Annotated in this window: 28 protein-coding genes; 11 read left to right on the top strand and 17 right to left on the bottom strand. The window is 60.6% G+C overall.

What is annotated here, in order from left to right; all coding sequences use genetic code 11:
• The first annotated feature begins 157 nt into the window (after positions 1-157).
• On the top strand, positions 158-553 hold the full coding sequence (locus ASD32_RS10155) for a type II toxin-antitoxin system HicB family antitoxin (protein WP_060638149.1): 396 nt from the start codon (positions 158-160) through the stop codon (positions 551-553).
• A gap of 5 nt (positions 554-558) precedes the next feature.
• Here the strand turns inward: ASD32_RS10155 and ASD32_RS10150 are convergent, their stop codons facing one another.
• The 9 genes from ASD32_RS10150 to rbfA form a co-directional block, all read right to left on the bottom strand.
• Complete coding sequence (locus tag ASD32_RS10150; protein WP_060637914.1) at positions 559-798, bottom strand: hypothetical protein; 240 nt, start codon at positions 796-798, stop codon at positions 559-561.
• Between the two features lie 142 nt (positions 799-940).
• Complete coding sequence (locus ASD32_RS10145) at positions 941-1,957, bottom strand: class I SAM-dependent methyltransferase (protein WP_060637913.1); 1,017 nt, start codon at positions 1,955-1,957, stop codon at positions 941-943.
• Between the two features lie 163 nt (positions 1,958-2,120).
• On the bottom strand, positions 2,121-4,253 hold the full coding sequence (gene pnp / locus ASD32_RS10140; protein WP_060637912.1) for a polyribonucleotide nucleotidyltransferase: 2,133 nt from the start codon (positions 4,251-4,253) through the stop codon (positions 2,121-2,123).
• 364 nt (positions 4,254-4,617) lie between these two features.
• Complete coding sequence (gene rpsO / locus ASD32_RS10135) at positions 4,618-4,887, bottom strand: 30S ribosomal protein S15 (protein WP_060637911.1); 270 nt, start codon at positions 4,885-4,887, stop codon at positions 4,618-4,620.
• Between the two features lie 178 nt (positions 4,888-5,065).
• Complete coding sequence (locus tag ASD32_RS10130; RefSeq protein WP_060637910.1) at positions 5,066-5,371, bottom strand: SH3 domain-containing protein; 306 nt, start codon at positions 5,369-5,371, stop codon at positions 5,066-5,068.
• A gap of 86 nt (positions 5,372-5,457) precedes the next feature.
• Positions 5,458-7,167, bottom strand: coding sequence for a sensor histidine kinase (locus ASD32_RS10125; protein WP_060637909.1), 1,710 nt, complete (start codon positions 7,165-7,167; stop codon positions 5,458-5,460).
• A 168-nt stretch (positions 7,168-7,335) separates the two neighbouring features.
• The gene (gene truB, locus ASD32_RS10120; RefSeq protein ID WP_060637908.1) at positions 7,336-8,271 is read right to left on the bottom strand and encodes a tRNA pseudouridine(55) synthase TruB; all 936 of its coding nucleotides are present in this window, start codon (positions 8,269-8,271) and stop codon (positions 7,336-7,338) included.
• A gap of 3 nt (positions 8,272-8,274) precedes the next feature.
• Entirely contained in the window at positions 8,275-8,730 is a 456-nt protein-coding gene (locus ASD32_RS10115; protein WP_060637907.1) for a hypothetical protein, read from the bottom strand.
• Entirely contained in the window at positions 8,730-9,149 is a 420-nt protein-coding gene (rbfA, locus tag ASD32_RS10110; protein WP_060637906.1) for a 30S ribosome-binding factor RbfA, read from the bottom strand. The genes ASD32_RS10115 and rbfA overlap by 1 nt, the downstream gene beginning before the upstream one ends.
• A gap of 188 nt (positions 9,150-9,337) precedes the next feature.
• On the opposite strand from rbfA, the gene ASD32_RS10105 reads away from it, so the two are divergent.
• The 4 genes from ASD32_RS10105 to fdhA all read left to right on the top strand — a co-directional run bounded on the left by ASD32_RS10105 (position 9,338) and on the right by fdhA (position 12,957).
• A complete protein-coding gene (locus ASD32_RS10105) occupies positions 9,338-10,093 on the top strand; it encodes a type 1 glutamine amidotransferase (RefSeq protein WP_060637905.1) in 756 nt (251 codons plus the stop codon).
• Between the two features lie 204 nt (positions 10,094-10,297).
• Positions 10,298-10,978 carry a pentapeptide repeat-containing protein gene (locus tag ASD32_RS10100; protein WP_060638148.1) on the top strand — a complete coding sequence of 227 codons (681 nt, stop codon included), beginning with the start codon at positions 10,298-10,300 and terminating at the stop codon, positions 10,976-10,978.
• A 168-nt stretch (positions 10,979-11,146) separates the two neighbouring features.
• The gene (locus ASD32_RS10095; protein ID WP_060637904.1) at positions 11,147-11,602 is read left to right on the top strand and encodes a GFA family protein; all 456 of its coding nucleotides are present in this window, start codon (positions 11,147-11,149) and stop codon (positions 11,600-11,602) included.
• 164 nt (positions 11,603-11,766) lie between these two features.
• The gene (fdhA, locus tag ASD32_RS10090) at positions 11,767-12,957 is read left to right on the top strand and encodes a formaldehyde dehydrogenase, glutathione-independent (RefSeq protein WP_060637903.1); all 1,191 of its coding nucleotides are present in this window, start codon (positions 11,767-11,769) and stop codon (positions 12,955-12,957) included.
• 79 nt (positions 12,958-13,036) lie between these two features.
• Here fdhA and ASD32_RS10085 read toward each other — a convergent pair whose 3' ends face one another.
• From ASD32_RS10085 to ASD32_RS10070, 4 genes are read right to left on the bottom strand one after another with little or no spacing between them, the layout of a single operon-like run.
• The gene (locus ASD32_RS10085) at positions 13,037-13,336 is read right to left on the bottom strand and encodes a CcdB family protein (RefSeq protein WP_060637902.1); all 300 of its coding nucleotides are present in this window, start codon (positions 13,334-13,336) and stop codon (positions 13,037-13,039) included.
• A complete protein-coding gene (locus ASD32_RS10080) occupies positions 13,336-13,566 on the bottom strand; it encodes a type II toxin-antitoxin system CcdA family antitoxin (RefSeq protein ID WP_060637901.1) in 231 nt (76 codons plus the stop codon). The genes ASD32_RS10085 and ASD32_RS10080 overlap by 1 nt, the downstream gene beginning before the upstream one ends.
• Positions 13,567-13,624: 58 nt before the next feature.
• On the bottom strand, positions 13,625-15,460 hold the full coding sequence (gene lepA, locus ASD32_RS10075) for a translation elongation factor 4 (protein ID WP_060637900.1): 1,836 nt from the start codon (positions 15,458-15,460) through the stop codon (positions 13,625-13,627).
• Between the two features lie 49 nt (positions 15,461-15,509).
• The gene (locus tag ASD32_RS10070; protein ID WP_060637899.1) at positions 15,510-16,772 is read right to left on the bottom strand and encodes an MFS transporter; all 1,263 of its coding nucleotides are present in this window, start codon (positions 16,770-16,772) and stop codon (positions 15,510-15,512) included.
• Between the two features lie 229 nt (positions 16,773-17,001).
• On the opposite strand from ASD32_RS10070, the gene ASD32_RS10065 reads away from it, so the two are divergent.
• From ASD32_RS10065 to ASD32_RS10055, 3 genes are all read left to right on the top strand, one after another.
• Positions 17,002-17,571 (top strand): XRE family transcriptional regulator, encoded by a 570-nt coding sequence (locus ASD32_RS10065; RefSeq protein ID WP_060637898.1) that lies wholly within the window; start codon positions 17,002-17,004, stop codon positions 17,569-17,571.
• Between the two features lie 5 nt (positions 17,572-17,576).
• Positions 17,577-18,107 (top strand): GNAT family N-acetyltransferase, encoded by a 531-nt coding sequence (locus tag ASD32_RS10060; RefSeq protein WP_060637897.1) that lies wholly within the window; start codon positions 17,577-17,579, stop codon positions 18,105-18,107.
• Positions 18,108-18,266: 159 nt separating this feature from the next.
• Complete coding sequence (locus ASD32_RS10055) at positions 18,267-18,644, top strand: hypothetical protein (RefSeq protein ID WP_060637896.1); 378 nt, start codon at positions 18,267-18,269, stop codon at positions 18,642-18,644.
• A 56-nt stretch (positions 18,645-18,700) separates the two neighbouring features.
• Here ASD32_RS10055 and ASD32_RS10050 read toward each other — a convergent pair whose 3' ends face one another.
• Positions 18,701-19,411, bottom strand: a complete 711-nt coding sequence (locus ASD32_RS10050) for an anti-sigma factor (RefSeq protein WP_060637895.1) — start codon at positions 19,409-19,411, stop codon at positions 18,701-18,703.
• Positions 19,408-19,959, bottom strand: coding sequence for a sigma-70 family RNA polymerase sigma factor (locus tag ASD32_RS10045; RefSeq protein ID WP_060637894.1), 552 nt, complete (start codon positions 19,957-19,959; stop codon positions 19,408-19,410). Before ASD32_RS10045 ends, ASD32_RS10050 begins: the two co-directional genes overlap by 4 nt.
• Before the next feature lie 238 nt (positions 19,960-20,197).
• Between ASD32_RS10045 and ASD32_RS10040 the strand changes: the two genes are divergently transcribed.
• The 3 genes from ASD32_RS10040 (at position 20,198) to ASD32_RS10030 (ending at position 23,133) form a co-directional block, all read left to right on the top strand.
• Entirely contained in the window at positions 20,198-20,986 is a 789-nt protein-coding gene (locus ASD32_RS10040) for a DUF4394 domain-containing protein (RefSeq protein ID WP_060637893.1), read from the top strand.
• 192 nt (positions 20,987-21,178) lie between these two features.
• Positions 21,179-21,844, top strand: a complete 666-nt coding sequence (locus tag ASD32_RS10035; protein WP_060637892.1) for an OmpA family protein — start codon at positions 21,179-21,181, stop codon at positions 21,842-21,844.
• Positions 21,845-22,035: 191 nt separating this feature from the next.
• Entirely contained in the window at positions 22,036-23,133 is a 1,098-nt protein-coding gene (locus ASD32_RS10030; RefSeq protein ID WP_060637891.1) for a helix-turn-helix transcriptional regulator, read from the top strand.
• On the opposite strand, the gene ASD32_RS10025 is transcribed toward ASD32_RS10030, so the two are convergent.
• On the bottom strand, positions 23,130-24,182 hold the full coding sequence (locus ASD32_RS10025; protein ID WP_060637890.1) for a lysine-2,3-aminomutase-like protein: 1,053 nt from the start codon (positions 24,180-24,182) through the stop codon (positions 23,130-23,132). The two genes, ASD32_RS10030 and ASD32_RS10025, sit on opposite strands and share 4 nt — an antisense overlap.
• Positions 24,179-25,237 carry an EF-P lysine aminoacylase EpmA gene (epmA, locus tag ASD32_RS10020; RefSeq protein WP_060637889.1) on the bottom strand — a complete coding sequence of 353 codons (1,059 nt, stop codon included), beginning with the start codon at positions 25,235-25,237 and terminating at the stop codon, positions 24,179-24,181. Before epmA ends, ASD32_RS10025 begins: the two co-directional genes overlap by 4 nt.
• Between the last annotated feature and the right edge of the window lie 167 nt (positions 25,238-25,404).

Genomic DNA, 25,404 nt, shown 5'->3' with positions numbered 1-25,404 from the left:
GAGCCAACGGTCAATCTCCCCCTTGAGGGGGAGATGTCGGTGTCGCCGACAGAGGGGGGTGCTCGCGGCCTGACTAAGGGCTCATTTTTCTTTTCTTCAGTCAGGGAAGAATTTAAATGACACGCGCCATTGCAAAACAAGCCGGATGGATTTGACCATGAAACACTTCATTGCTCTCGTTCATAAAGACAAAGACAGTGCCTATGGCGTCACCTTTCCAGACCTTCCAGGCGTTTTCTCCGCTGCCGATGAAGAAGAGGATTTGACCGCAAACGCGGTGGAAGCAATCCGGCTATGGGCCGAGGACCAGCCCGTGCCGGTCCCCTCCTCGCATGACGAGATCATGCGCCTGGACGATGTTTCCGGCGAATTGGCTGCGGGCGCCTTCCTGATGCGGGTCCCCTTTATCGAGGACAGCACCCGGATCGTGCGCGCCAATGTCACATTTGAAAAGGGCATGCTGGATGCCATCGACATGGCCGCCCGCGAACGGGGCCTGACGCGCTCAGCCTTTCTGGCCAGCTGTGCCCGCAAGGAAATCGAAGCGGCCTGACGATATCAGGCGGCCCACCAGACGACCAGCAGTACCACCAAAACCGCCACGGCAAACGTGGCGAACATCATCATCTGTTTGCGGGTATTGCCGAGAATTGCGGGATCGACCGGGGTGCGGCCGGTCTGGAAGGCCAGAGGCACCTCCGAGGCACCGCTCTTGCCTTCCCCGCTCTTGATATCCTTGACGATGACTTCGGCGACGCCCTCACTGACGGGCGGGCGGTGTCCATAGCTAGAAACCATTGGCACACTCCATCGATGCTTGCGCGATCTCACGCAAGCGCTGGAGTTAAAGGTGTACCCGTTTCGTCAAGAAAGCAATTGCAAAAGCAAATGCTGATGAGAGCCTCGTACGATCCATGAGACGCATTGATCGTACGAGTCTTTAACGCTTGCCCCAGAGCACCTTGAAGCGTGCGTTGCGGCAGGTTTCGCCCCATTCCTTGAACGTCTCGGGCATCACCGTTTCATAGGGCAGGCCGCGATTGGCAACCAGCATCAGCCGTCCGCCGATCTTCAACGCCTTGGCGGCAGCCTTGATCATTGCAGCGCCCAGCGCCGGATCGGCAGCCTGGGTTTCGTGGAACGGCGGGTTCATGACGATCAGGTCGTATTTGTCGCGGGTTTCTTCAGACGTCAGGTCCTGCCAGAAGAAGCGGGTGGGAACGTTGGGGCAATTGGCCTTCAGGTTTGCACGCGCAGCTTCCAGCGAATGATAATCGGCCTCGAAAAGATCGATCCCCTTCAGGTTCGGTGCCTTTTCGGCCAGCATCACCGACAGATAACCCCAGCCGGCGCCAAAATCGGCGGCATGGCCTTTGAAGTCGTCGGGAAGGCGCGAGGCCAGCAGTTCGGACCCGGCATCGATGCGCTCATGCGAGAACATGCCGGGTGCAGCATCAAAACGGCCTTCGACCCGAACCGGTTTCTTGGAGAATTTGGCAATGACGTCGCCTGCATCTTCCGGACGGCCGAACCAGAAGGCGATGCCGTGATATTTGGGCAGGCTGTCGCCGCCCCAGCCCAGCTGGTTGACGCGCTTGCGCAGCGACTGGATGCCATCATCCTTGCCGCCGGCGACGACGATCAGGCCGCCGACCTTGACGCGCTTCAGCGCCTCGGCGATCCGGTCCTCGTTCTCGCCCTTGTGCTTGCCGCAAAGAATGAGTGCTACATCATAGTCGTCGCCCTCGATCTGGGGCGTAACCGATGCCTTGGCGGCCTCCAGGGCCTTGTAGAGCGGCTTTGAGGCCTGCACGGCGGTAATCGAGCCTAGAAACTCAGACGGCAGCCGGTAGCCTGCCTCGGCGCCGAGAAACAGCACGCGCTCGCCTTCGCCGGGTGCGGGGACAACGCCGGTCTCGAAAGGATGGAAAAGGGTCTTCAGCGTGTCGCGGCTCATGGTCGAGGTCCTCAGGCTTGTCAGGGACGGTGGAAAGTCATTTCCGAAAAGACAAACGGTAACAAAGGGAATGAGAAAAGCCCGGTCAGGCGGCTCTCAGGAAAATAAGAAAGGGCGCGGAACGATCTGCTCCGCGCCCGTAGTCGATTAAACGGCCGAACGCTTATTCAGCAGCTTCGCCTTCGCCCTTGGCGACTTCCTTGCCGGTTGCCTGATCGACAACCTTCATGGACAGGCGAACCTTGCCGCGCTCGTCGAAGCCCATCAGCTTGACCCAGACCTTGTCGCCTTCCTTGACGACGTCGGAGGTCTTGGCAACACGATCGGACGCGAGCTGCGAGATGTGCACGAGGCCATCACGCGGACCGAAGAAGTTGACGAAAGCGCCGAAGTCGGCGGTCTTCACGACCGTGCCTTCGTAGATCTGGCCGACTTCCGGTTCTGCAACGATCGAGTGGATCCACTTGCGGGCCGCTTCGATTTCCTTGGCGGAGGACGAAGCGATCTTGATCGTGCCGTCGTCGTCGATGTTGATCTTGGCGCCGGTCTTTTCGACGATTTCGCGGATGACCTTGCCGCCCGAACCGATGACTTCACGGATCTTGTCGACCGGGATGTTCATCACTTCGATGCGCGGTGCGAATTCGCCGAGCTGCGAACGGCCTTCGGTGATGGCGTTGGCCATCTCGCCGAGGATGTGCTTGCGTCCACCCTGTGCCTGCTCCAGCGCGACCTTCATGATCTCTTCGGTGATACCGGCGATCTTGATGTCCATCTGCAGCGAGGTGATGCCGTCGGCAGTGCCGGCGACCTTGAAGTCCATGTCGCCGAGGTGATCTTCGTCGCCGAGGATGTCGGAGAGAACGGCGAAGCGTTCACCTTCGAGAATCAGGCCCATGGCGATACCGGCAACCGGCTTGGCCAAGGGAACGCCGGCATCCATCAGGGCAAGCGAGGTGCCGCAGACGGTTGCCATCGAGGAAGAGCCGTTCGATTCGGTGATTTCGGAAACGACGCGCAGCGTGTAGGGGAACTGGTCGGCAGCCGGAAGCATCGGACGGATCGCGCGCCATGCGAGCTTGCCATGGCCGATTTCGCGGCGGCCCGGGGAGCCCATGCGGCCTGTTTCACCGACCGAGTAGGGCGGGAAGTTGTAATGCAGAAGGAACTTCTCCTTGTACATGCCGGTCAGGCTATCGACATACTGTTCGTCTTCGCCGGTGCCGAGCGTGGCAACGACGATCGCCTGCGTTTCACCGCGGGTGAACAGGGCCGAACCATGGGTGCGCGGCAGGATGCCGACTTCCGAAACGATGGCGCGAACGGTATCGAGATCACGGCCGTCGATGCGGCTCTTGGTGTCGAGGATGTTCCAGCGAACGATCTTGGCCTGCAGGTGCTTGAAGACGGCGCCGATGACTTCGTTGGTGTATTTCGGCTCAGCACCTTCCGGGAAGAAGTGAGCCTTGACCTTTGCCTTGACGGCATCAACGGCAGCGTAACGCTCGGCCTTCTGGGTGTTCTTATAGGCAACACGCAGTTCGGCTTCGGCGATGGAAAGCATTTCGGCTTCGAGTTCGGAATGATCTTCCGGGGTGAAATCGCGCGGTTCCTTGGCAGCCACTTCAGCGAGCTTGATGATCGCGTCGATGACCGGCTGGAAACCCTTGTGGCCGAACATGACGGCGCCGAGCATGACGTCTTCGTTCAGTTCCTTGGCTTCCGATTCCACCATCAGGACGGCGTCCTGGGTGCCGGCGACAACGAGGTCGAGGATCGATTCAGGCATTTCGTCGAGATGCGGGTTCAAGACGTACTGGCCGTTGATATAGCCAACGCGTGCGCCGCCGACCGGGCCCATGAAGGGAACGCCGGAGATCGTCAGGGCAGCGGATGCTGCAACCATCGACAGGATGTCCGGATCATTTTCGAGGTCATGCTGTACGACGGTCACGACAACCTGGGTGTCGTTCTTGTAGCCTTCCGGGAACAGCGGGCGGATCGGACGGTCGATCAGGCGGGAAACCAGCGTTTCCTTTTCCGACGGACGGCCTTCGCGCTTGAAATAGCCGCCGGGGATCTTGCCGGCTGCGTAGGTCTTTTCCTGGTAGTTGACGGTCAGCGGGAAGAAATCCTGACCCGGCTTCGGCGACTTGGCCGAAACGACGGTGGCGAGAACGATGGTCTCGCCGTAGGTGGCGAGAACTGCGCCGTCAGCCTGACGGGCGATCTTGCCGGTTTCGAGCTTGAGCGGGCGGCCTGCCCATTCAATTTCGACTGTGTGGGTATCGAACATGTTTTGTCCTTCGTGTGCGGCAATGCCGCGCCGCAGCCAGTGTGGCGCGGGCGGCAGTGTTTCCGCTGATATGACACATCACGGGCAAGACAGCGGGAGGCTTCCAAATTCGGCTGGCGGTAACCGCGCACTTATGAAAGCGGGTGCTTCCGGTGCGTGGCAAACGCGCAAGCGCCGAAGCATCCTGCAATCCTGCCCCATGACAGGTCATCGGTTGGTTCCGCAGAACCGGCCCATCCGGTCTGCTAGGGTGTCCGCTTCCAACAGCGCCATTTCGGCTTGGCTGGAAGCGCAAGGGCGGGGTAAATTCCCCGCAAAAAACAAACCGGCGGGCCCCTGTTGAAGGGTCCCGCCGGTGTAAGGCTTAGCGGCGAATGCCGAGAGCAGTAATCAGCTTGGTGTACCGTGCCTCTTCCTTGCCCTTGACATAGTCAAGAAGCGAACGGCGGGTGGAAACCATTGCCAGAAGGCCACGACGCGAGTGGTTGTCCTTCTTGTGACCCTTGAAGTGTTCGGTCAGGTTGTTGATCCGCTCGGTGAGGATCGCAACCTGGACTTCCGGGGAACCGGTGTCGCCTTCGACGGTTGCGTATTCCTTGATAAGCGCAGCCTTGCGCTCTGCAGTGATCGACATCGTGTCATCCTTTCAATGTTTAGGATTTCGGGTCGCCAGCAGCCGGGATGCCGTCTAGCTGCGGCCATGAAGGCAAAAGTCCGCAGAGAGCGGGGTCTGATGCTGGCGCTGCCTATAAACCATCCGGCATTAAAAAGAAAGAGGGCGGATAAAGACGCTGCAATGGCTCAACTGGCGCTCATTGCGGTGGCGTGCGTGGCCGCATCGGGGCGGATTTCCTGCGGTCATCGATCGTCTGGCAATCAAGATAGGCGGAGAAAACCCAGCCGAGCACCGCGCCATCGGCGGCGACCTTTGCCCATCGCTTGCCACCCAGCGTGCGCTGATCGACGATCTCGACGGCCACGCCATTGCTAAGAGCAGACACGATGCCGCCTTGAGGCTTTGAGCGCACATTGAGCGGCGTTCCGGTGGGATCGGCGACCAGGCACTCTGCGGCTGACGCTGTGCCTGCGAAAAGGGCTGCGACAAGAAATGCAGCCATTCCGAAACCTCTTTGCAACATCGACATGTCCTCCGACCGGGCAAACCACAAGGCTGGGCCACAAGGCTGGGCCGCAGGGCTTTGCTTCAAGGTTGAGCCGCAAGATTGGCGCTCAGCTTTTCCTCAGGGATCCGGACGCGCCATTCGATCCCGTCTTCATGCATGATCCGTTCCAGCTTGGCATCCAGCGCCATGCCGAGCATGCGCTCCAGAACCATCGTGCCAAAACCCTTGCGCGGGCTGGCGCCTTCAGCTGGAGCGATATCGGCGCCTTTTTCTCTCCAGACGAACAGGAAAGTGCCCTCCAGCACCGACCATTGCAGGTCGATCACGCCGCTGCTGTTGGCCAAGGCCCCATATTTCGTCGCATTGGTGGCAAGTTCGTGCAGGGCCATGCCAAGCGTCTGCGACACCTGCGCATCCAGCCGTACCGGCGGCCCGGAAAGATGAACCCTTTGCGGATCATCCGGTGTGAACGGCTGGAGCTGGTTTTGCGCGAGCTCCTGGAAATCCACCCCTTGCGCCGCATTGGCGATCATCAGGTCGGTCGAGCGGGCAAGCCCGGCGATGCGCTTGCGGAAGGTTTCGGCGAAATCCACCCGGCTTTCGGCCGCGTTCAGCGACTGGTTGAGCATCGACTGAATGACCGTCAGCTGGTTTTTCGAGCGATGCGCCACCTCGCGCATCAGGAAGCGGATTTCGTTTTCCGCCTTGCGGCGTGCCTGCGCGGCATCGGCCAAAGCTGCAGAAACCGTTTCGATCTCGACGATCATATGCTTGCGCGGTGCGATCGGCCGGCCGGCGCCCAGAAGATGAGCGTCACGGGCGAGAACCTTGACGCCCTGCGTCAGCAGGCTGGCAATGGCAGTGGATCCGGCAACGGCAATGCCGCCGAAAAGAAGTCCACCCAGCGACAGCCAGAGATAGGACCAGAGTGCTGGCGCATCGACATCGGCACTTTTGGCCCAGGCGACGATCTTCCAGCCGGTGAGCACGGAAAATTCCGTGACCGTACGGTATTCCACGCCATCATGAACCGCATCGCCGACGCCGACACGCAAGGCCGGCACGATCTCCATGAAAAACGGTTTGCCGACCGCAAGATCCGGATCGGACGAGGCGATGACATGACCGGCTCCATCCAGCAGCGCCGCATTCCAGCCGGGTGACAAGACATCGCGGTTGACCGTCTTCCCCATGCTTTCGGCGTTGCGCGTCAGCGCCAGAAGGTAATCGCTGTTTCCGAGCGGCGTAGTGATCGGCAGATAGACATTGAAAACCCATTTCTGCGCCGTCTTGCCGAAAAAGACGTTCGAAATGAACGGGCCGCCATTGCGGAATGCGTGATCGATCGAAGCCGGATCGGATGCCTTGCCCAGCGGACTGCCATAGGGAACGCGCGTATTGAAAAGCTGATTATGGCCGCGATCGATCACCAGGAGATTGGAATCGGTATCGGCAAGCGAGGAGCGGGCGCGGCCGTAGAATCGTTCAGGATTATTGCCATCGTCCGCACCGGCAGCGACAAGCACCTTGAGGGTGGTCAACATGCCATCGACCTCGCGCTCCACCAGCCGCGTTACCGATCCTGTCGAAGCCTTGAGCAGCGCCGTCACGACGCGCTCCTGCTCGTCGGTGCTGCGCTTCAGGATGATCAGCGAGAATACGAAGGATGGGACGATGGCGATAAGCAGCAGCATTGTCAGATAAAACGACAGCGGCCGCCGCAGCCGCGAGCGCAGGCGCGTTCGCCAGGAACCTCCCGGCCCGCTCTTTTTCTCCTGTGCGTCGCTCAAGCGCCCCTCATCCACCACATCTCATGCCTGCGCGCCGGCACCCGCATCCACCCGTCACGTCTCATTTGACGTGTGCGCGAATCCCGAACTCAGGCAGGACCATGCGCCAGCCGTTATATGAAGGCAACCGATCGCGTGTGACGAAATCTATGAGGGGCCTTTGAAGTGTCAACCCGTGACGAAGACGCGCTTGGGCCGGAATTCGCCTTCGCCGATCTCGCCGATGGCAACCAGCTTGCCGCGCGAGGTCGCATAGGCTTCCGGTTCTGCGGTTGGTGCATCGCGGCCGCGCAGGATGATCGGATTGCCCATTTTCAGGCGATGGGCCTGGTCTTCGGAAATCGCGATATGCGGCAGGTTCGACAAAGCTTCGCCGGTATCGATCAGGAAAGCATCGAGCGCTTCCAGGCGCTCCTCGTCACTTTCGATCTTTTCCAGAGCCACGAGCTCAGCCAGTGGCACCATGGCCTCCTCGGCAAAAGGCGCCACGAAGCTGCGGCGCAGCGAGGCGATATGACCGAAACAGCCGAGATCACGGCCGAAATCGCGTGCCAGCGAGCGCACATAGGTGCCCTTGCCGCATTCGATTTCGAAATGCGCCAAATTCGGCGTGCAGCCGAGCAGCGACAGGCGGAATATCTCGACTTCGCGAGCGGGAATATCGACGGTCTCGCCTTCGCGGGCCAGATCATAGGCGCGGTTGCCATCGATCTTGATTGCCGAAAACTGCGGCGGCACCTGGCTGATCACGCCGGTATATTTTGGCAGGAGCGCGCGGATATCTTCCTCTGAGGGACGATTGGGCGACGACTGCGTCACCTCGCCTTCCAGATCGTCGGTCGAGCGTTCCTCGCCCCAGGCAACGGCGAATTCATAGATCTTGCGGCCGTCCATGACATAGGGAACAGTCTTTGTCGCATCGCCCAGCGCAATCGGCAGCATGCCCGACGCCAGCGGATCGAGCGTACCGGCGTGGCCTGCCTTCTGCGCCTTGAACAGCCACTTGATTTTGGACACGGCTTCGGTCGAGCCGAAATCCAGCGGCTTGTCGAGGATCAGCCAGCCTGAGATCGGGCGGCCCTTGGGCTTGCGGGGTTTTGACATGGTTCAGGCTCTTTTTTTGCGGAATGTCGCTGCAGTCTTGGCAACGCTGCCATCCGGCATTTTCTGGCTGTTGCCTTTTTCAAATCCGAGCGCGTAGAGACGCTTGGCAATCAGGTATCCGGCAGCAATGGTGGCGCCATTGTCGATACGGTAATCGTCGCGCAGAGTTTCAGCCAGCAGGGGCTCGATGGCACCGAGCGGCGGCTTTCCGGACGCCGCGGCCTCAAGCAGCAGCTTTTCGTTATAGGGCGAATTGACGATGGCTTCGAGCGCCTTCATCTCGCGATCACCATGGGCGATGTCCTTGCCGTGGCGAAACGGCAGGCCGGAGGAGACAATCATTTCGACGAGACGGACGGCGTCGGCATTGTCGAACCGCGCCAGCCCATTGCGATAGAATGTCTGCCGCTGGTCAAACGTCCAGGCGTTGAGTTCGTCCAGAGTGATATGCTTTGCCATCACTCTTCGTTTTTATCGTTTTGACCGTCGTCATCCTTCAGGTCGCGCAGAACTTCCGGAGACCGCAGAAGCGCGTCGATCTTCTTGTAATTGTCGAAGCTGGTATCGTCCTTGAAGCGGACTTCCGGCATGTATTTCAACTGGCGGATATGCGGGGTCAGGCGGCCCCGGATATATTTGGCATGGCGGTTCAAAGCCTCGATGACGCTGCCATGATCGGCAACGCCGAGCGGGGTCACGAAAGCCGTGGCGACGCGCAGATCCGTGGACATGCGGACTTCGGAGATCGAGATCACCGTCGTTTCCAGCAGCGGATCGCGCACTTCGCCGCGCTGCAGCACCTGGGTCAGGCCTGCACGTACCTGTTCGCCGACCCTCAGCATGCGCTGCGAGGGGGCAGAGGAAGTCACTTTACTCATGGTTTTTCCGATGTCTGGCGTTTCAACGAACGCGACCAAGGCGGTCCAATGCTACTTTCGGGCCAAAAGGTCAAGGCTTTCCGGCCATTCCGAGGGCCGGACAGGCTGCCAAATCGGCAAAAAGCCCACTTGAAAGCGCCGCCGCCGCGTGGTCAATCTGATGGAAACAGCGAGCGGACGGAGAGACGATGCGGGTTCTGGTGGTGGAAAACATGAACCATTCCAGCCTTGGGCAGGTGGGCGTGGCGCTTGAAGAGGCAGGAGCCGAAATCGACCTTCGCCGGCCATACGCAGGCGAGGCGCTGCCGGCCGGCAGCCACGGTCATGACGCACTGGTGGTGTTTGGCGGCGAACAGAGCGCCATCGACGATGACATTCATCCCTATCTTCCGGACCTTGCCCGATTGATGAAGACCTTCACGGACGACGGCAAGTCGGTGCTCGGCATCTGCCTTGGCAGCCAGCTTCTCGCCCGCGCCCATGGCGGAGACAATCTGCTTGGCCGCACCCGTGAATTCGGCTGGCATGGCGTCGAGCTGACTGAGGACGGGAAAGAGGACCCGGTGCTGCGTGCCGCAGGCGACGCCTTTACCAGCTTCGAATGGCATTCCGACAGCTTCACCCTGCCTGAAAGCGCCGTTTACCTGGCCAGCAATCCGGCCGTTGCCAATCAAGCCTTCCGCGTCGGCCGCGCTGCCTATGGCATGCAGTTTCATTTCGAGGCGGGGACAGCGGTTGTCGAAAACTGGAACCGGACCTTTGAGACGGTGATCAACCGCATCGATCCGGATTGGCTGCCAAATTATAGCAAGTATGCAGCAGTGTATGGCGAACAGGCCGACGCTGCCGGATTGGCTCTTGCCCGCGCTTGGGTGGCGACAATACTTCCCGTGAAAACGGCCACAGATCACGAGGCCAGGGAAATAGCTGGTGTGAACGCTTGAAACATAAACCGCTTATGGTGTTTGCGGTGAAGGCCTGCGTTTCCTATCTACAACTCGGGACACGCTGTTATAGGCGCAAGACGTCTGCCCGCTGAGGCAGACAGAGGAGCGGAGAAGCGCATGACGATATTTTCCATGAGGCACGGGCGCCGGACCACTCGATCAACGGGCGAGGCCTGGCGCATTCAGGCGGTTGCCGCCGCCATGCTTCCGGCGGCCGGGCTGGCGCTTTGCCTTGCCACCACTTCACCGGCGCTCGCCGCCTCTTGCGGCAGCACCCCGGAACCAGGGCTGGACTGGAGCGAATGCACCAAGAAAAATCTCATGCTGCCTTCCAGCGAACTCGAAGGGGCGAACCTTTCCGGCACCGATTTCTCGCTAACCGATCTCAGCGGCTCAAACCTGGCATCCGCCAATCTCGAAAAGGCCAATCTGGTGCGCGCGTGGCTGGCCGGGGCCAAGGCTGAAAAGGCCAATTTCGCGCGGATTGAAGCCTATCGCTCAAGCTTTGCCAAGATCACCGCCAATGGCGCCTCGTTTGCCGGTGCAGAACTGCAGCGCGCCGATTTTAGCGGTGCCGATCTGACCGGGGCCAATTTCGAAAAGGCGGAAGCCGGCCGTGTCCTGTTCAAGGGCGCGACGCTCACCGGCGCGCGGTTTGCGCTCGCCAACCTGTCGCGCGCCAATCTCAGCGGCGTGACCTTCGAAGGCCCCCTGGATTTCGATCAGGCTTTCATGTTTCTCACGCATATAGAGGGTCTTGATCTCTCCGCAGCCAAGGGCCTGCAGCAGGGCCAGATCGATCTGGCCTGCGGCGACAAGGATACCAAGCTGCCGGACGGGCTGACTATTCCAACCGGCTGGCCCTGCGCCTCGGAAAAATAACAGCCATCCGCAATGGGAACCCATGGAATTCCCATACCGGGCACCTCTGTATAAGCCGGCTAATGAATTTTGCGCCTGCGCGACGGCCAGCCTTCGTTTGACCATTGCCGGCACTGGACATGAAGGGCTTCTCCGCTACGTTGAGGACCAAAACCGGAGGAGTTTCCCATGAGCAAACTGACGATCCCCCAGGAAGGCGGCTGCCGCTGTGGGCAGGTGCGGCTGAAGATTAGCGCGCAGCCTATTCTCACCATGGCCTGCCATTGCACCGGCTGCCAGAAAATGTCCTCCAGCGCTTTTTCGCTGAGTGCCGCCATTCCGGCTGAAGGCTTTGAAATCATCGCCGGCGAACCTGTCATCGGCGGCCTGCACGGTGGCACGCGCCACTATTTCTGCCGGCACTGCATGACCTGGATGTTCACCCGCCCCGAAGGCATGGACTGGTTTGTCAACCTGCGGTCGACCATGCTCGACGACACAGGCGGCATTGCCCCGTTCATCGAGACCTTCACCAGCGAGAAACTGCCCTGGGCGACAACATCCGCGGTGCATTCCTACGTGGCATTTCCGCCGATGGAGGCTTTTGAGGGGCTGATGCAGGAATTTGCCGGGCAGGAAACCTAGAATCAGGCATCCCAAAACACCTTCCGTTCAAGCCTTTTCTAAAATTCCCAAGCGGACGTTTGACGTCGCGATCAGAACTGTTCTGTCGAGAATTGGCCTTACATTGAAGCGAACCCGCGCCGGGTGGAGCCGGCCGGGTCTGCATTTTCAGCGGAGGAGATACTATGAGCAGGAACAGCGGCGTCGTCTATCTGAAGCCGGGCAAGGTCGAGGTGCGGGATATCGACGATCCGAAGCTGGAAGCCCCGGACGGGCGCCGCATCGAGCATGGCGTCATTTTGAAAGTCATCTCGACGAATATCTGCGGCTCCGACCAGCACATGGTGCGCGGCCGCACCACCGCTTTGCCTGGCCTTGTGCTCGGCCATGAAATCACCGGTGAGGTCATCGAGAAGGGCATCGATGTCGAGATGCTTGAGATCGGCGATATCGTTTCCGTGCCGTTCAACGTTGCCTGCGGCCGTTGCCGCTGCTGCAAATCGCAGGACACGGGCGTCTGCCTCACCGTCAACCCGGCCCGCGCCGGTGGTGCCTATGGCTATGTGGACATGGGCGGCTGGATCGGTGGACAGGCCAAATATGTCACCGTTCCCTATGCCGATTTCAACCTCTTGAAATTCCCGGACCGTGACAAGGCCATGGCGAAAATCCGGGACCTGACGATGCTGTCGGACATTCTGCCGACCGGTTTTCATGGCGCGGTCAAGGCTGGCGTCGGCGTCGGCTCCGTCGTCTATGTCGCGGGAGCCGGTCCCGTGGGTCTGGCTGCCGCCGCCTCGGCGCGCATTCTCGGCGCTGCCGTCGTGATGATCGGCGACTTCAACAAGGAGCGCCTCGCGCATGCCAAGAAGGTTGGATTCGAGCCGATCGATCTTTCGGCCAGCGACCGGCTGGGCGACATGATCGCTGACGTGACCGGCAGCGACGAGGTGGATAGCGCGATCGACGCCGTCGGCTTCGAAGCGCGCGGCCATTCAGGCGGCGAACAGCCGGCGGTGGTTCTCAACCAGATGATGGAAATCACCCGGGCAGCCGGCTCCGTCGGTATCCCAGGTCTTTATGTCACCGAAGACCCGGGCGCCGTCGACAGTGCTGCAAAAAAAGGCAGCCTTTCCATGCGCTTCGGGCTTGGCTGGGCAAAGGCGCTGTCCTTCCATACCGGCCAGACGCCTGTTTTGAAATATAACCGCCAGCTCATGCAGGCGATCCTGCATGACCGGTTGAACATCGCCGAAATCGTCAATGCGAAAATCATTTCCCTGGAAGATGCCGCGCAGGGCTATGAAAGCTTCGATCAGGGCGTCGCGCAAAAATTCGTCCTCGACCCGCACGGCGATCTCGCCAAGGTCGCTTGAACGGCAACACAAAGGGCGTCCGGTATTTCCGGGCGCCCTTTACGGTCAGGAACTCCTGCAGCTTCGCCGGTGGCGGGCATCAGAAGCCCTGGAACAGAAAATCCGTGGCGGCGGTTATGGTATCCGCGTGGATGGTGAGATTGGCCACATCGACACCAAGCTCGGCGATCGAAACGACGCCGATAAACTGCGTCGCCATCGTATAAGAGCGTCCATTGATGTCGAAATGCGGATTGAGCCGCGCAATGACGGGTGACAGCTCTCCCTTGGGAAGAAGCGGAACCACCGCACAGGTCTGGAGGCTCGACAGAAGATCGGACTGTACGGCCAGAACCAGCGCGTCGCCTTGCCTCAGGCGATAGGCATGAAATCTCGCCATCAGAATTGACGATATTTCGCCAAGGGCAAGCCATGTTCCTCGACATATTTATTGGACGCCGCAATCGCCTCGGCATTTTCCAGCCGCCACAAACGCTCCTGCTCGGCCTTGACGGCACTCTTGATGCCATCTTCGGCCGCGCGCGAGATATTGATCTTCAGGTCACGCGCCTGCGAGACGAGATTGCTATCAAGGGAGAGATTGGCGGATTTTCGGGCAAGTTGAGACATGGTTTTCTCCATCGGATATGCGCCTATTGTATGCGCATGTCCGATGGAAGAAAAGATGTTACTCGTCGCTCATCTTCAGCGCGGCGATGAACGCTTCTTGGGGGATGTCCACCTTGCCGAACTGGCGCATGCGCTTCTTGCCGGCCTTTTGCTTGTCCAGCAGCTTGCGCTTGCGCGAGGCGTCGCCGCCATAGCATTTCGCCGTGACGTCCTTGCGCAGCGCCGAGATGGTTTCGCGGGCAATGACGTTGCCGCCGATGGCCGCCTGGATCGGGATCTTGAACATGTGCTTGGGGATCAGGTCCTTGAGCTTTTCACACATGTCTCGGCCGCGCCGTTCGGCAGCCATGCGGTGAACCATCATCGACAAGGCATCGACGGGCTCGCCGTTGACCAGCACCGACAGCTTGACCAGATGGCCTTCGCGGTGGTCGGTCAGGTGATAGTCGAACGAGGCATAGCCCTTGGAGATCGACTTCAGCCGGTCGTAGAAATCGAACACGACTTCGTTGAGCGGCAAGTCGTAGGTCAGCATGGCGCGCTTGCCCACATAGGTCAGCTCGATCTGCAGGCCGCGCCGGTCCTGGCAGAGCTTCAAGATGCCGCCGAGATAGTCGTCCGGCGTCAGGATCGTCGCGCGGATCCACGGCTCGTGGATTTCGGCCACCTTGACGACATCCGGCATGTCGGCCGGATTGTGCAGTTCGCGCTCGGTACCGTCATTCATAAACAGCTTGTAGACGACGGACGGGGCGGTCGCGATCAGGTCGAGATCGAACTCCCGCTCGAGGCGTTCCTGGATGATTTCAAGATGCAGCAGGCCGAGGAAGCCGCAGCGGAAACCGAAGCCCAAGGCCGCCGAGGATTCCATTTCGAAGGAGAACGAGGCATCGTTCAGGCGCAGCTTGCCCATGGCGGAGCGCAGGTCCTCGAAATCGGCGGCATCGACCGGGAAGAGGCCGCAGAACACCACCGGCTGGGCCGGCTTGAAGCCGGGCAGCATCTTGGCCGTCTGGCGCTTGTCCTCGGTGATGGTATCGCCGACGCGGGTATCGGCCACTTCCTTGATCGAGGCCGTGATGAAGCCGATCTCGCCGGGGCCGAGCGCCTCGACATTGACCATCTTCGGCGTGATGACGCCGACGCGCTCCACCTGATATTTGGCGTCCGCACCCATCATGCGCACCGTCATGCCGCGCTTCAGCGTGCCGTCGAGCACGCGCACGAGAACGATGACGCCGAGATAGGCATCGTACCAGCTATCGACCAGAAGCGCCTTGAGCGGGCCGTTCTCGCCTTCTTCGCTTTTTGGCGCAGGCAGCTGATGCACGATCGCTTCGAGCACATCGGGAATGCCAAGGCCGGTCTTGGCCGAGATCAGCACGGCCTGCGATGCGTCGATGCCGATGACTTCCTCGATCTGTTCGCGGATGCGGTCTGGTTCTGCGGCCGGCAGGTCGATCTTGTTGAGGACCGTGACGATCTCGTGGTTGTTGTCGATCGCCTGGTAGACGTTGGCCAGCGTCTGGGCTTCGACGCCCTGCGACGCGTCCACCACCAGAAGCGAGCCTTCGCAGGCCGACAGCGAGCGCGAGACTTCATAGGCGAAGTCGACATGGCCGGGGGTGTCGATCAGGTTGAGAACATAGGTCTCGCCATTGTTGGCGACGTAATGCAGGCGCACGGTCTGCGCCTTGATGGTGATGCCGCGCTCCTTCTCGATATCCATATTATCGAGAACCTGTTCCGACATCTCGCGCGCGGCAAGGCCACCGGTTGACTGGATCAACCGGTCAGCCAGCGTCGACTTGCCGTGGTCGATATGGGCCACGATCGAGAAATTGCGGATATGCGACAGGGGCGTCTTTGAAGGTGTTGTGCTCATGGGCCGCATATAGCAGCGGTATCAACCGCCGCAAAGCGGGAAATGCAGGCTTTGTTCACTATAATTGCCGGATATCGCCCGCAACCGGATCGCCCTCGACCATCGCACCGGCATTCGGCATCTGCGCGCTCTTCATCTCGAAATTCTCCCGCAGATGCGGCGGCACCGTTTCGCGGAATTTCAGCCGCATGGCGACGAAGGCCGCATAGGCGAGCGCCGTGCCCATGGCGGCATAGATGAAGGTCTTCGGACCGAAGACCGGCGTCAGCAGCGTGATCGACAGCGGAATGATCGTGGCGGCGATCGACCAGCACATCAGGAGCGTCGAGGCGAGCGGGACGAAATCGGCGGGCGCGGTGCGATCATTGGCATGGGCATTGGCGATCGAATAGACGGTTTCAACGGCACCGGCGAAAACGGCAAAGACCAGCATCAGCAGGATCAGATTGGCGAACGACACCGACAATGCCACGACGGCGGCAGCGGCAATCAGCACACAGACGAGGATCAGCACGATGCGCCGGTCGATCCGGTCCGATAGCACGCCCATCGGATACTGGATGAAGATCAGGCCGAACTGCATGACCAGCATCAGAAGGGCGACATCGCCCTGGCTCGCCGCATTGGCGGCGGCATAGATCGGCGTGAAGCCCTGCACGGCCATGGAGAGACCACCGGCGGCGAGAACGCCGACGAAGGCCACGGGCGAATTGCGCCAGACCATCGGCACATCGACGCTGACCTTGGCTGGCGGCGGCGGATTGGGCAGGCGCGTCAGGCCGATGGGCAGGATCGCCATGGTGGTGAAGAAAATCGTCAGCAGCGGCGCCAGATTGCCGTCTGCCGGGATCTGGCCGAACAGCCAGGCGCCAAGACCGATGGCGATGACATAGACCATGTAGAACACCGACATGGCCTTGCCGCGCCAGCTGTTGGCACTGGCATGGTTGAGCCAGCTCAGCGAGATGATGAAATTGATATTGCCCGCCGCACCATAGACGCCGCGCGCAAACACCCAGAGCAGCGGATGAAAGCCGAGCGCGATCAGGAAGGCCGAGAGCAGCACCAGCGCCATCGAGCAGGAAAACGCCCGCGCATGCCCGACCCTGCGGATCACCGGGCCGGCAACGACACAGCCGGCGAGACCGCCGAAGGCGAGCGCGGTGACTGCCGCACCGGCAACCCAGGGCGGGCTGTCGCCTTTCGCCAGAAGAAAAGGCACATAGGCGAACATCATGCCATTGCCGATCCCGACGCAGGCCATGGAGGCGACGATGCTGGCGATCGACAGCACGGATGCGCGCGGCTCTTCCGACCGCATATCGTTACTCACCGCCATCTCCGCCCCTCAAGATCACCAAAGCCGCCCGGCTTGTGAAACAATGCTCTAACATATTGAGCGCAAGGCCGTTTCGTCCGCTACCACCCTAGAACCGCAGGATAGATGGATACCGCGTCCTGCGCTGTCGCCGCAGCGGCATGCAACGGATTTATTGCATCGGCTCCACATTTTCGTTGACTCCACTATATGAAATTATAATTCTCTTATAATGGAAAATGCATTCGAAGACGATATTGCCGAACGCCTCAAGCGCCTGCGCTTGGAACAGGCGATGACGCTTGATGATCTCTCGGCCCGCGCCGGTGTCAGCCGCGCCATGATCTCCCGCATCGAGCGTGGGGAGGCCAGCCCGACCGCACAGCTTCTTGCCCGGCTCTGCAGTGCCCTCGGTACGACATTGTCGCGGTTTTTTGCCGATGGCGAAAAGGCTGGCGATCCGCTTCTGCGCCGAGACGATCAGCGCGTCTGGCGCGATCCGGAAACCGGCTATCTGCGCCGCGCGGTTTCACCCGACGGTACCGGCTCACCGGTGGATATCGTCGAGGTCGAGTTTCCGCCGGGCGCGCGCGTCGTTTTCGAGCAGCAGCAGTTCGACGCAGCAATGACGCAACATCTCTGGCTGTTCGAGGGCCGGCTGACCATGACGGCCGGAACAGAGACACATGTGCTGGAGGCCGGCGATTGCCTGTTCATGCGGCTTTGCGAAGCCCACATCTTTCACAATCCTTATCGTGCACCCGCACGCTACGCCATCATTCTCAACCGCAGCAAAGTCTAATCCCGATGTCCGAAATCACGATCCGCACGCTGACCCCTTCTGAAACCACGGCCGCCCTGCCGGCACTTGCCGAAATTCTGTCCGATTGCGTCGAGGGCGGCGCCTCCGTCGGGTTCATGTCGCCCTATACGCCGAAGGATGCGAGCCCCTATTGGCAAGGGGTCGCCCAGGCGGTCAATGAAGGCAACACGGTGCTTATTGCCGCCGAGAGGGACGGCGATATCCTCGGCACGGTCCAGCTTGGTATCGGCATGATGCCGAACCAGCCGCATCGCGCCGATCTGAAGAAATTGCTTGTCCATCGCAAGGCCCGTGGTCTCGGGCTTTCACGCCTTTTGATGGACGCTGCGGAACAGGCGGCCATCCGGCATGGACGGCATGTTCTGGTGCTCGATACGGCAACCGGAAGCCCGGCGGAAAGCATTTACGAGCGGTTCGGCTGGCAGCGCGTCGGCGTCATTCCGCAATATGCCCTGATGCCGGATGGCAGCTATTGCGGCTCGACATTCTTCTACAAATCACTGGCGGCGGATTGACGTGTTAAAAACACAGGAGGCTCCACCTATCCTTGTCACCAAAAATGGCGATACCGCGCTGAAAAAACCTAGCTTTTCCGGCCGGTCCGCCCATTCCGCACCCCTTATCTTCGTGTTAGCTGATTTGAGCCGCAAGGCAGATATTCTTAAGGGGAACCCATGAAAACCATTCTTCAGCGCGCGGGTCTGGCCGCGCTATCCATTGCCATGCTTTTAGGCAGCATTTCCGCCGGTACCGCTGCCGACGTCACGTTCGAGATGAAGAACAGCCATCCGAATGCCGTCGAAGTCGAGCTTTACAGCCAGGACCGCGACCATGTCTGGCCGGGCAACAACCAGGTTTACCTGCTCGATGACGGCGAAACCAAGCAGATCCCGCTCTCCTGCGACCAGGGCGAAAAGATCTGCTACGGCGCCTGGATTTCCGGCGACAAGGAAACCTATTGGGGCACGGGGCCGGACAATGCCGAAACCTGCACCGATTGCTGCTACACCTGCACGGGCGGCAACACGGAAGAGATTGATCTGAGCGAATAGCGGATCCCAAACGCGGGCGCTTCTACGATTAGAGCGCCCGCCTGCCTTCAGGCTGCTCAGCGCGGCATTTTCGCAAAACCCTTGACCAGAATAGGCCCTGTCGGCCGCCCCGTCGGCGAGCCGCCCGCCTGTTCGATGGTGATTTCGTAGAGCTGCGCTTCCTGCGGCTGTGGCAGCACGGGTCCATCCAGCACGGCTTCCTGCGAGCGCGGCAAAAGCCCCAGCGATACCGGACCCAGTTCTTTCGATGGCAGCGTCCAGACCTGCATGGTGCGGCCATCAGGCACGGTTAAATCGACAAGCGGCGTCACCCTTGCCGATGCATTGCCGAAATCCTCGACAATGGCCTGCGGTTCTCCTGCATTATCCAAAAGCACGGCAACCACGCGCGGCTCCGGTTGCGACATCAGGCTCCAGCCAAGACCCACCGCCAGAAGCAACGATGCCGCGAGACCGCCAAAGGCCGTGCGGCGCCATACTGAGTTGCTATTGTCGTTTGCCGGCGCCGGTGGGGCGAGACCCGCAGCGACATCGCTCGCGGGGTTATCGAGCGTTGCGGCGATACGGCCCCACAGGCCCTCCGGCTCGGAAACCGGCTTTGCCAGGAGATCGAGCGCCAGAAAACGGTCACGGCTTGCGGCGACGGCAGCGCGCAGCGCAGCGTCGATTTCGATCTGGGATTCGACATGGGCATGATCGCCTGCGTCCAGAAGACCCAGCACGTATTCGTCGGCCACTTCATCGATATCCTGCCTGTCCGCGCTCATGCCATGCACTCCCGAAGCGAGGCCAACCCGCGGCGAACCCAGGCCTTGGCGGTGCCGAGCGGCACTTTCAGCCGGCCGGCGATCTCGCCATGGGTATAGCCCGACATATAGACCATCAGGATGCTCCGGCGCTTGGTCTCGTCGAGCCGCGACAGGCATTCGCGCAGCCGGTTCTGGCGATCGAGATCGGCCCAGACATTGGCTGCGTGATCCATATGCTCGGCATCGTGCAGGTCGGCCAGATTGTCCGGCTCGGTGAATTCCAGCCGTTTGCCGTCGCGCACCAGATTGAGCGCGCGGTTGCGGGCGATGGCATAGATCCAGCCCCGCGCCGATCCGCGATCCGGCGCATATTGTCCGGCCTTGGTCCAGATCTGGATGAAGGCTTCCTGCACGACATCTTCGGCCAGCTCGCGGCGGCGCAGGATGCGCTGGGCAACGGCCACGAGCCGGGCACCTTCGAGTTCGAAGATCGTGCGCAGCGCATTGCGGTCGCCCTTCGCGCAACCGGCCAGCGCATCCGCCAGTCTTTCCTGATGCTCCTGCATACTACTCCCACTGTCCCGGGGACCCGTTACCCGGTCTCCCCGTACCAATTCCATCCTAGGCCGTTGTTTGAGTGTCAACATAGCCATTTTACCCGCCAGGGCGACCTGCGGATGCATTTCGGAAAAATAAAATTTCGTCCGGTGCATCCAAACCCGGTCTCCCATGTGTCTACCGGTTGGAAGGCGGCTCGAGATGCATCGCCTCCTGTGACGATTTCAGACAACAAGGAGACTTCAAATGAAGACCATGAAGATCGCATTGATCGCCTCCACGGTTCTGCTTGCCAGCGGCGGCGCCGTCCTTGCCGCACCGGTTCTCGGCCTGACCGGAGACAAGACGCTCGTCCTGTTCGACACGGCCAGCCCCGCTGTTACCAAGACGATGGAGGTTACCGGCGTCGATAGTCTCGTCGGTATCGATTTTCGCCCGTCCAACAAGACCGTGGTCGGTGTGACGCCGGACAGCCGGATCGTCACCATCGATCTTGAAACGGGCGCGGCAACAGACCTTGCCAAGATGAACACACCGCTGCCGATCGACGATGCGGCTGTCGTGGTGGATTTCAACCCGATGGCTGACCGGCTGCGCTTCATGACCGGCACGACCAATCACCGCGTTCACCCCGATACCGGCGAAGTCACCGTCGATGGCAAGCTCGCCTACGAGGACGGTGACATGCACAAGGGCGAAACACCCAATATCGTCGCTGCCGCCTATATCAACTCCCACGGCAAGCCGGAAAAGACCGGGATGTTCAATATCGATGCGACGATCGGCGCCTTGATCAAGCAGACCAAGCCGAATGACGGCACGCTGGCGGCCATCGGCAAGCTCGGCATAGAGGGCGCGGCACCGAACTTTGCGTTCGATATCCAGACCACGGAAGACGGCACCAACACGGCATGGCTTGCCAATGGTACCAAGCTTTACACCGTCAACCTGGAAACGGGCGCTGCCACCGCAGCGGGCGACATCACCGGCGCCAGCGGCGCAATCCGCGACATCGCCGTTCTGCCGGCCATGTAACACCGACGCTCGCTTGCACCCAGGGCAGGACGGCATCTTTGCCGCCCTGCCCGCTTGCGAAAAAGACGCGGTGATGCGGTGCTGACCAGCGGCTTGAAATAGAAAGTTGATTTCTCAAAAGGCTTGCTCTTCATCTTCCTGCCGCAATCGGTAGTATGAAGCAGAGTAGATCTATTGGGGACCTGTGATTCCATGCTGAAGAAAATCGCCGTACTGGCCATCGCCGCAATCTATCTTTCCGGCTGCACCACGACCGACCCGTATACGGGCGAACAGAAGATGTCGAACACCGCCGGCGGTGCGCTGATCGGCGCAGGCCTGGGTGCTGCAACCGGCCTTCTGGTCGGCGGAAGCGCTGCCGGACGCCGCGATGCGGCGCTTGTGGGTGCCGGTATCGGCGCGCTCGGCGGCGGCCTGATCGGCAACTATATGGACAGCCAGGAATCCGAACTGCGCGCCCAGCTGCAGAATACCGGCGTCTCCGTGACGCGCGTCGGCGACCGCATCGTTCTCAACATGCCGGAGAACATCACCTTTGCCACCGATCAGGACCAGATGAGCCCGAGAGCCTATCCGACGCTGAATTCGGTTGCGATCGTGCTGCGCAAGTTCAACAAGACCTTGATCGACGTCGATGGCCACACCGACTCGACCGGCAGCGCCAGCCACAACCAGGATCTTTCCGAACGCCGCGCCATCTCGGTTGCCAACTATCTCGGCGCACAGGGCGTCGATCAGCGCCGCATGTCGGCCGTCGGCTACGGCCCGGATCGTCCGGTCGCCTCGAATGCAAGCCCGGCCGGACGCGCGCAGAACCGCCGCGTCGAAATCTCGATCGCGCCGATCAAGCAGGGCTGATCACAGACACCTTATGCGTTTAAAAAAGCCGGCCCCTGCGAAGGGACCGGCTTTTTTTACGCTGGAACGTTGCCTTGAGGCCGCGCTCTGCCTGAAATGAGGCCCGATTGCGCTGAAGCAAACCCCCTGCACCATTGACGCGAGGAGCCTTGCAAACTTAAAGTCGTCCCTTGCGAATGTGAGCAGATCAAATGCGCGTCAACGCGGGACATCTCTCTGAAGCCCTGGATAAGGTTCAGGCGGCAATTTTCGAACCGTCGCTATGGCTGACGGGTATTGAAGCTATCAGCCGGGCGAGCGGCGCTTTGGGCGCCAATATCATGGAGCCATCCGGACGGGGCACATTCGGCGCGGCCCTTTGCACGGAAAAGCTCGATCCGCTTCTGGAAGGCTATCTGCGCGAAGACTGGGGATCACGGGATTTTCGGGCGAATTTTATCCAGCCGATCCATCGCGACGGCGTGGTATTTGAAGCCGACATGGTCTCGAAAGAGCAATTCGACCATCACGAATACTATCAGTTCATGCGCAAATACGGCATTGGCGATTGTGTGCTGATGGACATTTCCGCCGGCAAGAATGCGCTCTATTTCGTCCTCCAGAACCGATTGGCCGATGAGTGTCCGCAGGCCGGAGACATGCCGCATTTTCATGCCATCCGGACACGGTTGCAGAGCGCCGTTCAGCTCGCCCAGCATATCGATGCCAGCCGGGTCATGGGCATGGCGGCGGCTTTCCAGACGTCGAATATCGGTTGCATCTTCTTCGACCGCAAAGGCCTTGTCACGATAATTAACCCGAAGGCCGAGGCGCTGTTTTCGAACGATTTCCGCATTTCCAGGGGCGAGGTCCGCACCGGCTCTGCGACCGAGACGGCGCGTTTCCAGCGGGAACTGAAGCTCGCGCTGCAGGCGCCCGGGCCGGGTGCAGAGCTTCTCTCTGCCGTCCGCCTTTCGCGGCCAGGCAGACGGCCGCTCATCGTCCGCTTTGAACGGTTTGGCACGCAGCTCGCCGATATCTTCACGCATTCCTGCGCCATGGCCCTGATCGAGGATCCGGACGACGAGATCCGGCAAAACCCGGACACGCTGATGGCTTTGTTCGACCTGACGCCGGCTGAAACGCGGATATCGCTGCTTGTTGCCAGCGGCATGAATGCCGTCGATATCGCCAGGCAGAACGGCATCGGCTATGAGACGGTCAGAAGCCATATCCGGTCGATATTCCACAAAACCGGCACCGGCCGGCAATCGGAACTCAGCGCCCTTTTCGGAAAAATCCGTCTTTAGAGCGCTGGCGGATAGGCATGTTCCGCGCCGTTGAAATCCGACACGGTGTAGCAGCCGCCGCCATTATTCTCGATGGTCGAGGCGCTGATCACCGTCTTACCGTGGCCGCCTGGAATATCGAGGATATAGGCAGGCTGGCAGAGACCGGAGATACGGCCGCGCAACGCGGCGACCAGCGCCTGGCCTTCTTCGATCGTCAGGCGGAAATGGCTGGTGCCGGGGGCAAGATCCGGGTGGTGCAGATAATAGGGCTTGATACGGTTTTCGACGAAGGCACGCATCAGGCTTGCCAGAGTGTTGGGGTCGTCATTGACACCCTTCAGCAGAACCGACTGGCTGACCATGACAATGCCGCTATCGACCAGCCGGGCGCATGCTGAACGCGCAGCCTCGGTCAGTTCGCGCGGATGGTTGGCATGCAGCGCCAGATACGTCGTCTTGCCGCTGGCCTTGAGGGCCGCGATCAGCGCCTCATCGACGCGCTCGGGCTCGACCACCGGCACGCGGGTGTGGAAGCGCACGATCTTCACATGCCCGATCGATGCCAGCCGCTCCATGATCGACGCCAGACGGCGCGGCGACAGGACCAGCGGATCGCCGCCGGTGAGGATCACTTCCCAGATTTCCGGACGCGCGGCGATATAGGCAAACGCAGCATCCATCGCCTGCGATGGAAGCGTGCCGAGCCCCTGCGGCCCGACCATTTCGCGGCGGAAGCAGAAGCGGCAATAGACCGGGCAGACATGCACCGCCTTCAAGAGCACTCGGTCTGGATAGCGATGGACAATGCCCTCCACCGGACTATGGGCGGCGTCGCCGATCGGGTCCTCACGCTCTTCCGGCAGGCGCAGAAGCTCGGCCGCATCGGGAATGAACTGGCGGGCGATCGGATCATTGGGGTCGTTGGGATCGATCAGGGCCGAAATGGCCGGCGTAACGGCCACCGCATAACGCGCGGCCACGTCCTCCAGCCCGGCGCGCCGGGCAGCCGATACCAGGCCGGCCTCTTCCAGATCACCGATCGTCTTTAAGGAGCGAAGCGCTGTCACGTGCGGCCCCCGGTCTCTGCCACCGGTGCCCAAATCACCTGATCGATCCGCGATGCACCGGTCGCCAGCATCACCAGCCGGTCGAAGCCAAGCGCGCTGCCGCTCGCTTGCGGCATGATCGCCAGCGCGCTTAGGAAATCCTCGTCCAGCGGATAGGTTTCGCCGTAAACACGGTTCTTTTCGGCCATTTCCAAATCAAAACGGCGGCGCTGTTCGCTGGCATCGGTGAGTTCACCAAAAGCATTGGCCAATTCGACACCGCAGGCATAGAGCTCGAACCGTTCGGCGACACGCGGATCGTGCGGCGTTGGACGCGCCAGTGCTGCCTCGGCAACCGGATATTCATAAAGGATCGTTGCGCGGCCAAAGCCGAGATTGGGTTCGACCTTTTCAACGATCACCCGGCTGAACATATCCGCCCAGGTATCGTCATCCGCGACCCGGATCCCGGCAGCGAGCACCGTTGCAGCAAGGCTTTGCCGGTCGGTTTCGCCGTTCCGGTCGATGGAGGAAAGGAGATCGACGCCTGCGAACTTCGCGAAAGCTTCGGCCACGGTGATACGCTCGGGCTCGGCAAAGGGATCGGCCTGCGCGCCGCGATAGCTCAACAGCCCTGTCCCCACCGTTTCGGCGGCCAGGCGCAGGATATCGGCGCAGTCGCGCATCAAGGCCTGATAGGTTTCACCGGCGCGGTACCATTCGAGCATGGTGAATTCGGGATGGTGCAGGGGGCCGCGCTCGCGATTGCGATAGACATGGGCAAAACAGGTGATGAGATGTTCGCCGGCCGAGAGCAGTTTCTTGCAGGCAAATTCAGGCGAGGTGTGGAGATAGAGCGGCGCCGTGCTGCCGTCATGATGGATAGCCTGCGTTGCAAAGGCATGCAGATGCGCCTCGTTGCCCGGCGATACCTGCAGCGTTGCGGTATCGACCTCGACAAAATCATTAGCGGCGAAGAAGCCCCGCAAGGCTGCCTGAATCCGGTTGCGGCCGATCAGGAAAGCCCGGCGGTCGGCATGGACATCGGGGGTCCACCAGGGGGAAGCAGCAGGCATCTCGGTCCCATATGCGGTTCTCAGGCATTGCCTGGCGTAAATTCGCGTTTCTTCGAGCCGGATCTGCCGTCACACTGGCAATTTGCCCAAATATAGGATAGGTGCGGCCCGAAAACGCATTCTGGCGTCTTTGACGCGCATATTTCGTGCGCTCCTCTACGACGCAT

Source organism: Rhizobium sp. Root483D2 (genome assembly GCF_001426685.1).
GTDB lineage: Bacteria > Pseudomonadota > Alphaproteobacteria > Rhizobiales > Rhizobiaceae > Pararhizobium > Pararhizobium qamdonense.
Note: the sequence above shows the minus strand (reverse complement) of the source record. Positions and strands in the feature narration are given on the sequence as shown.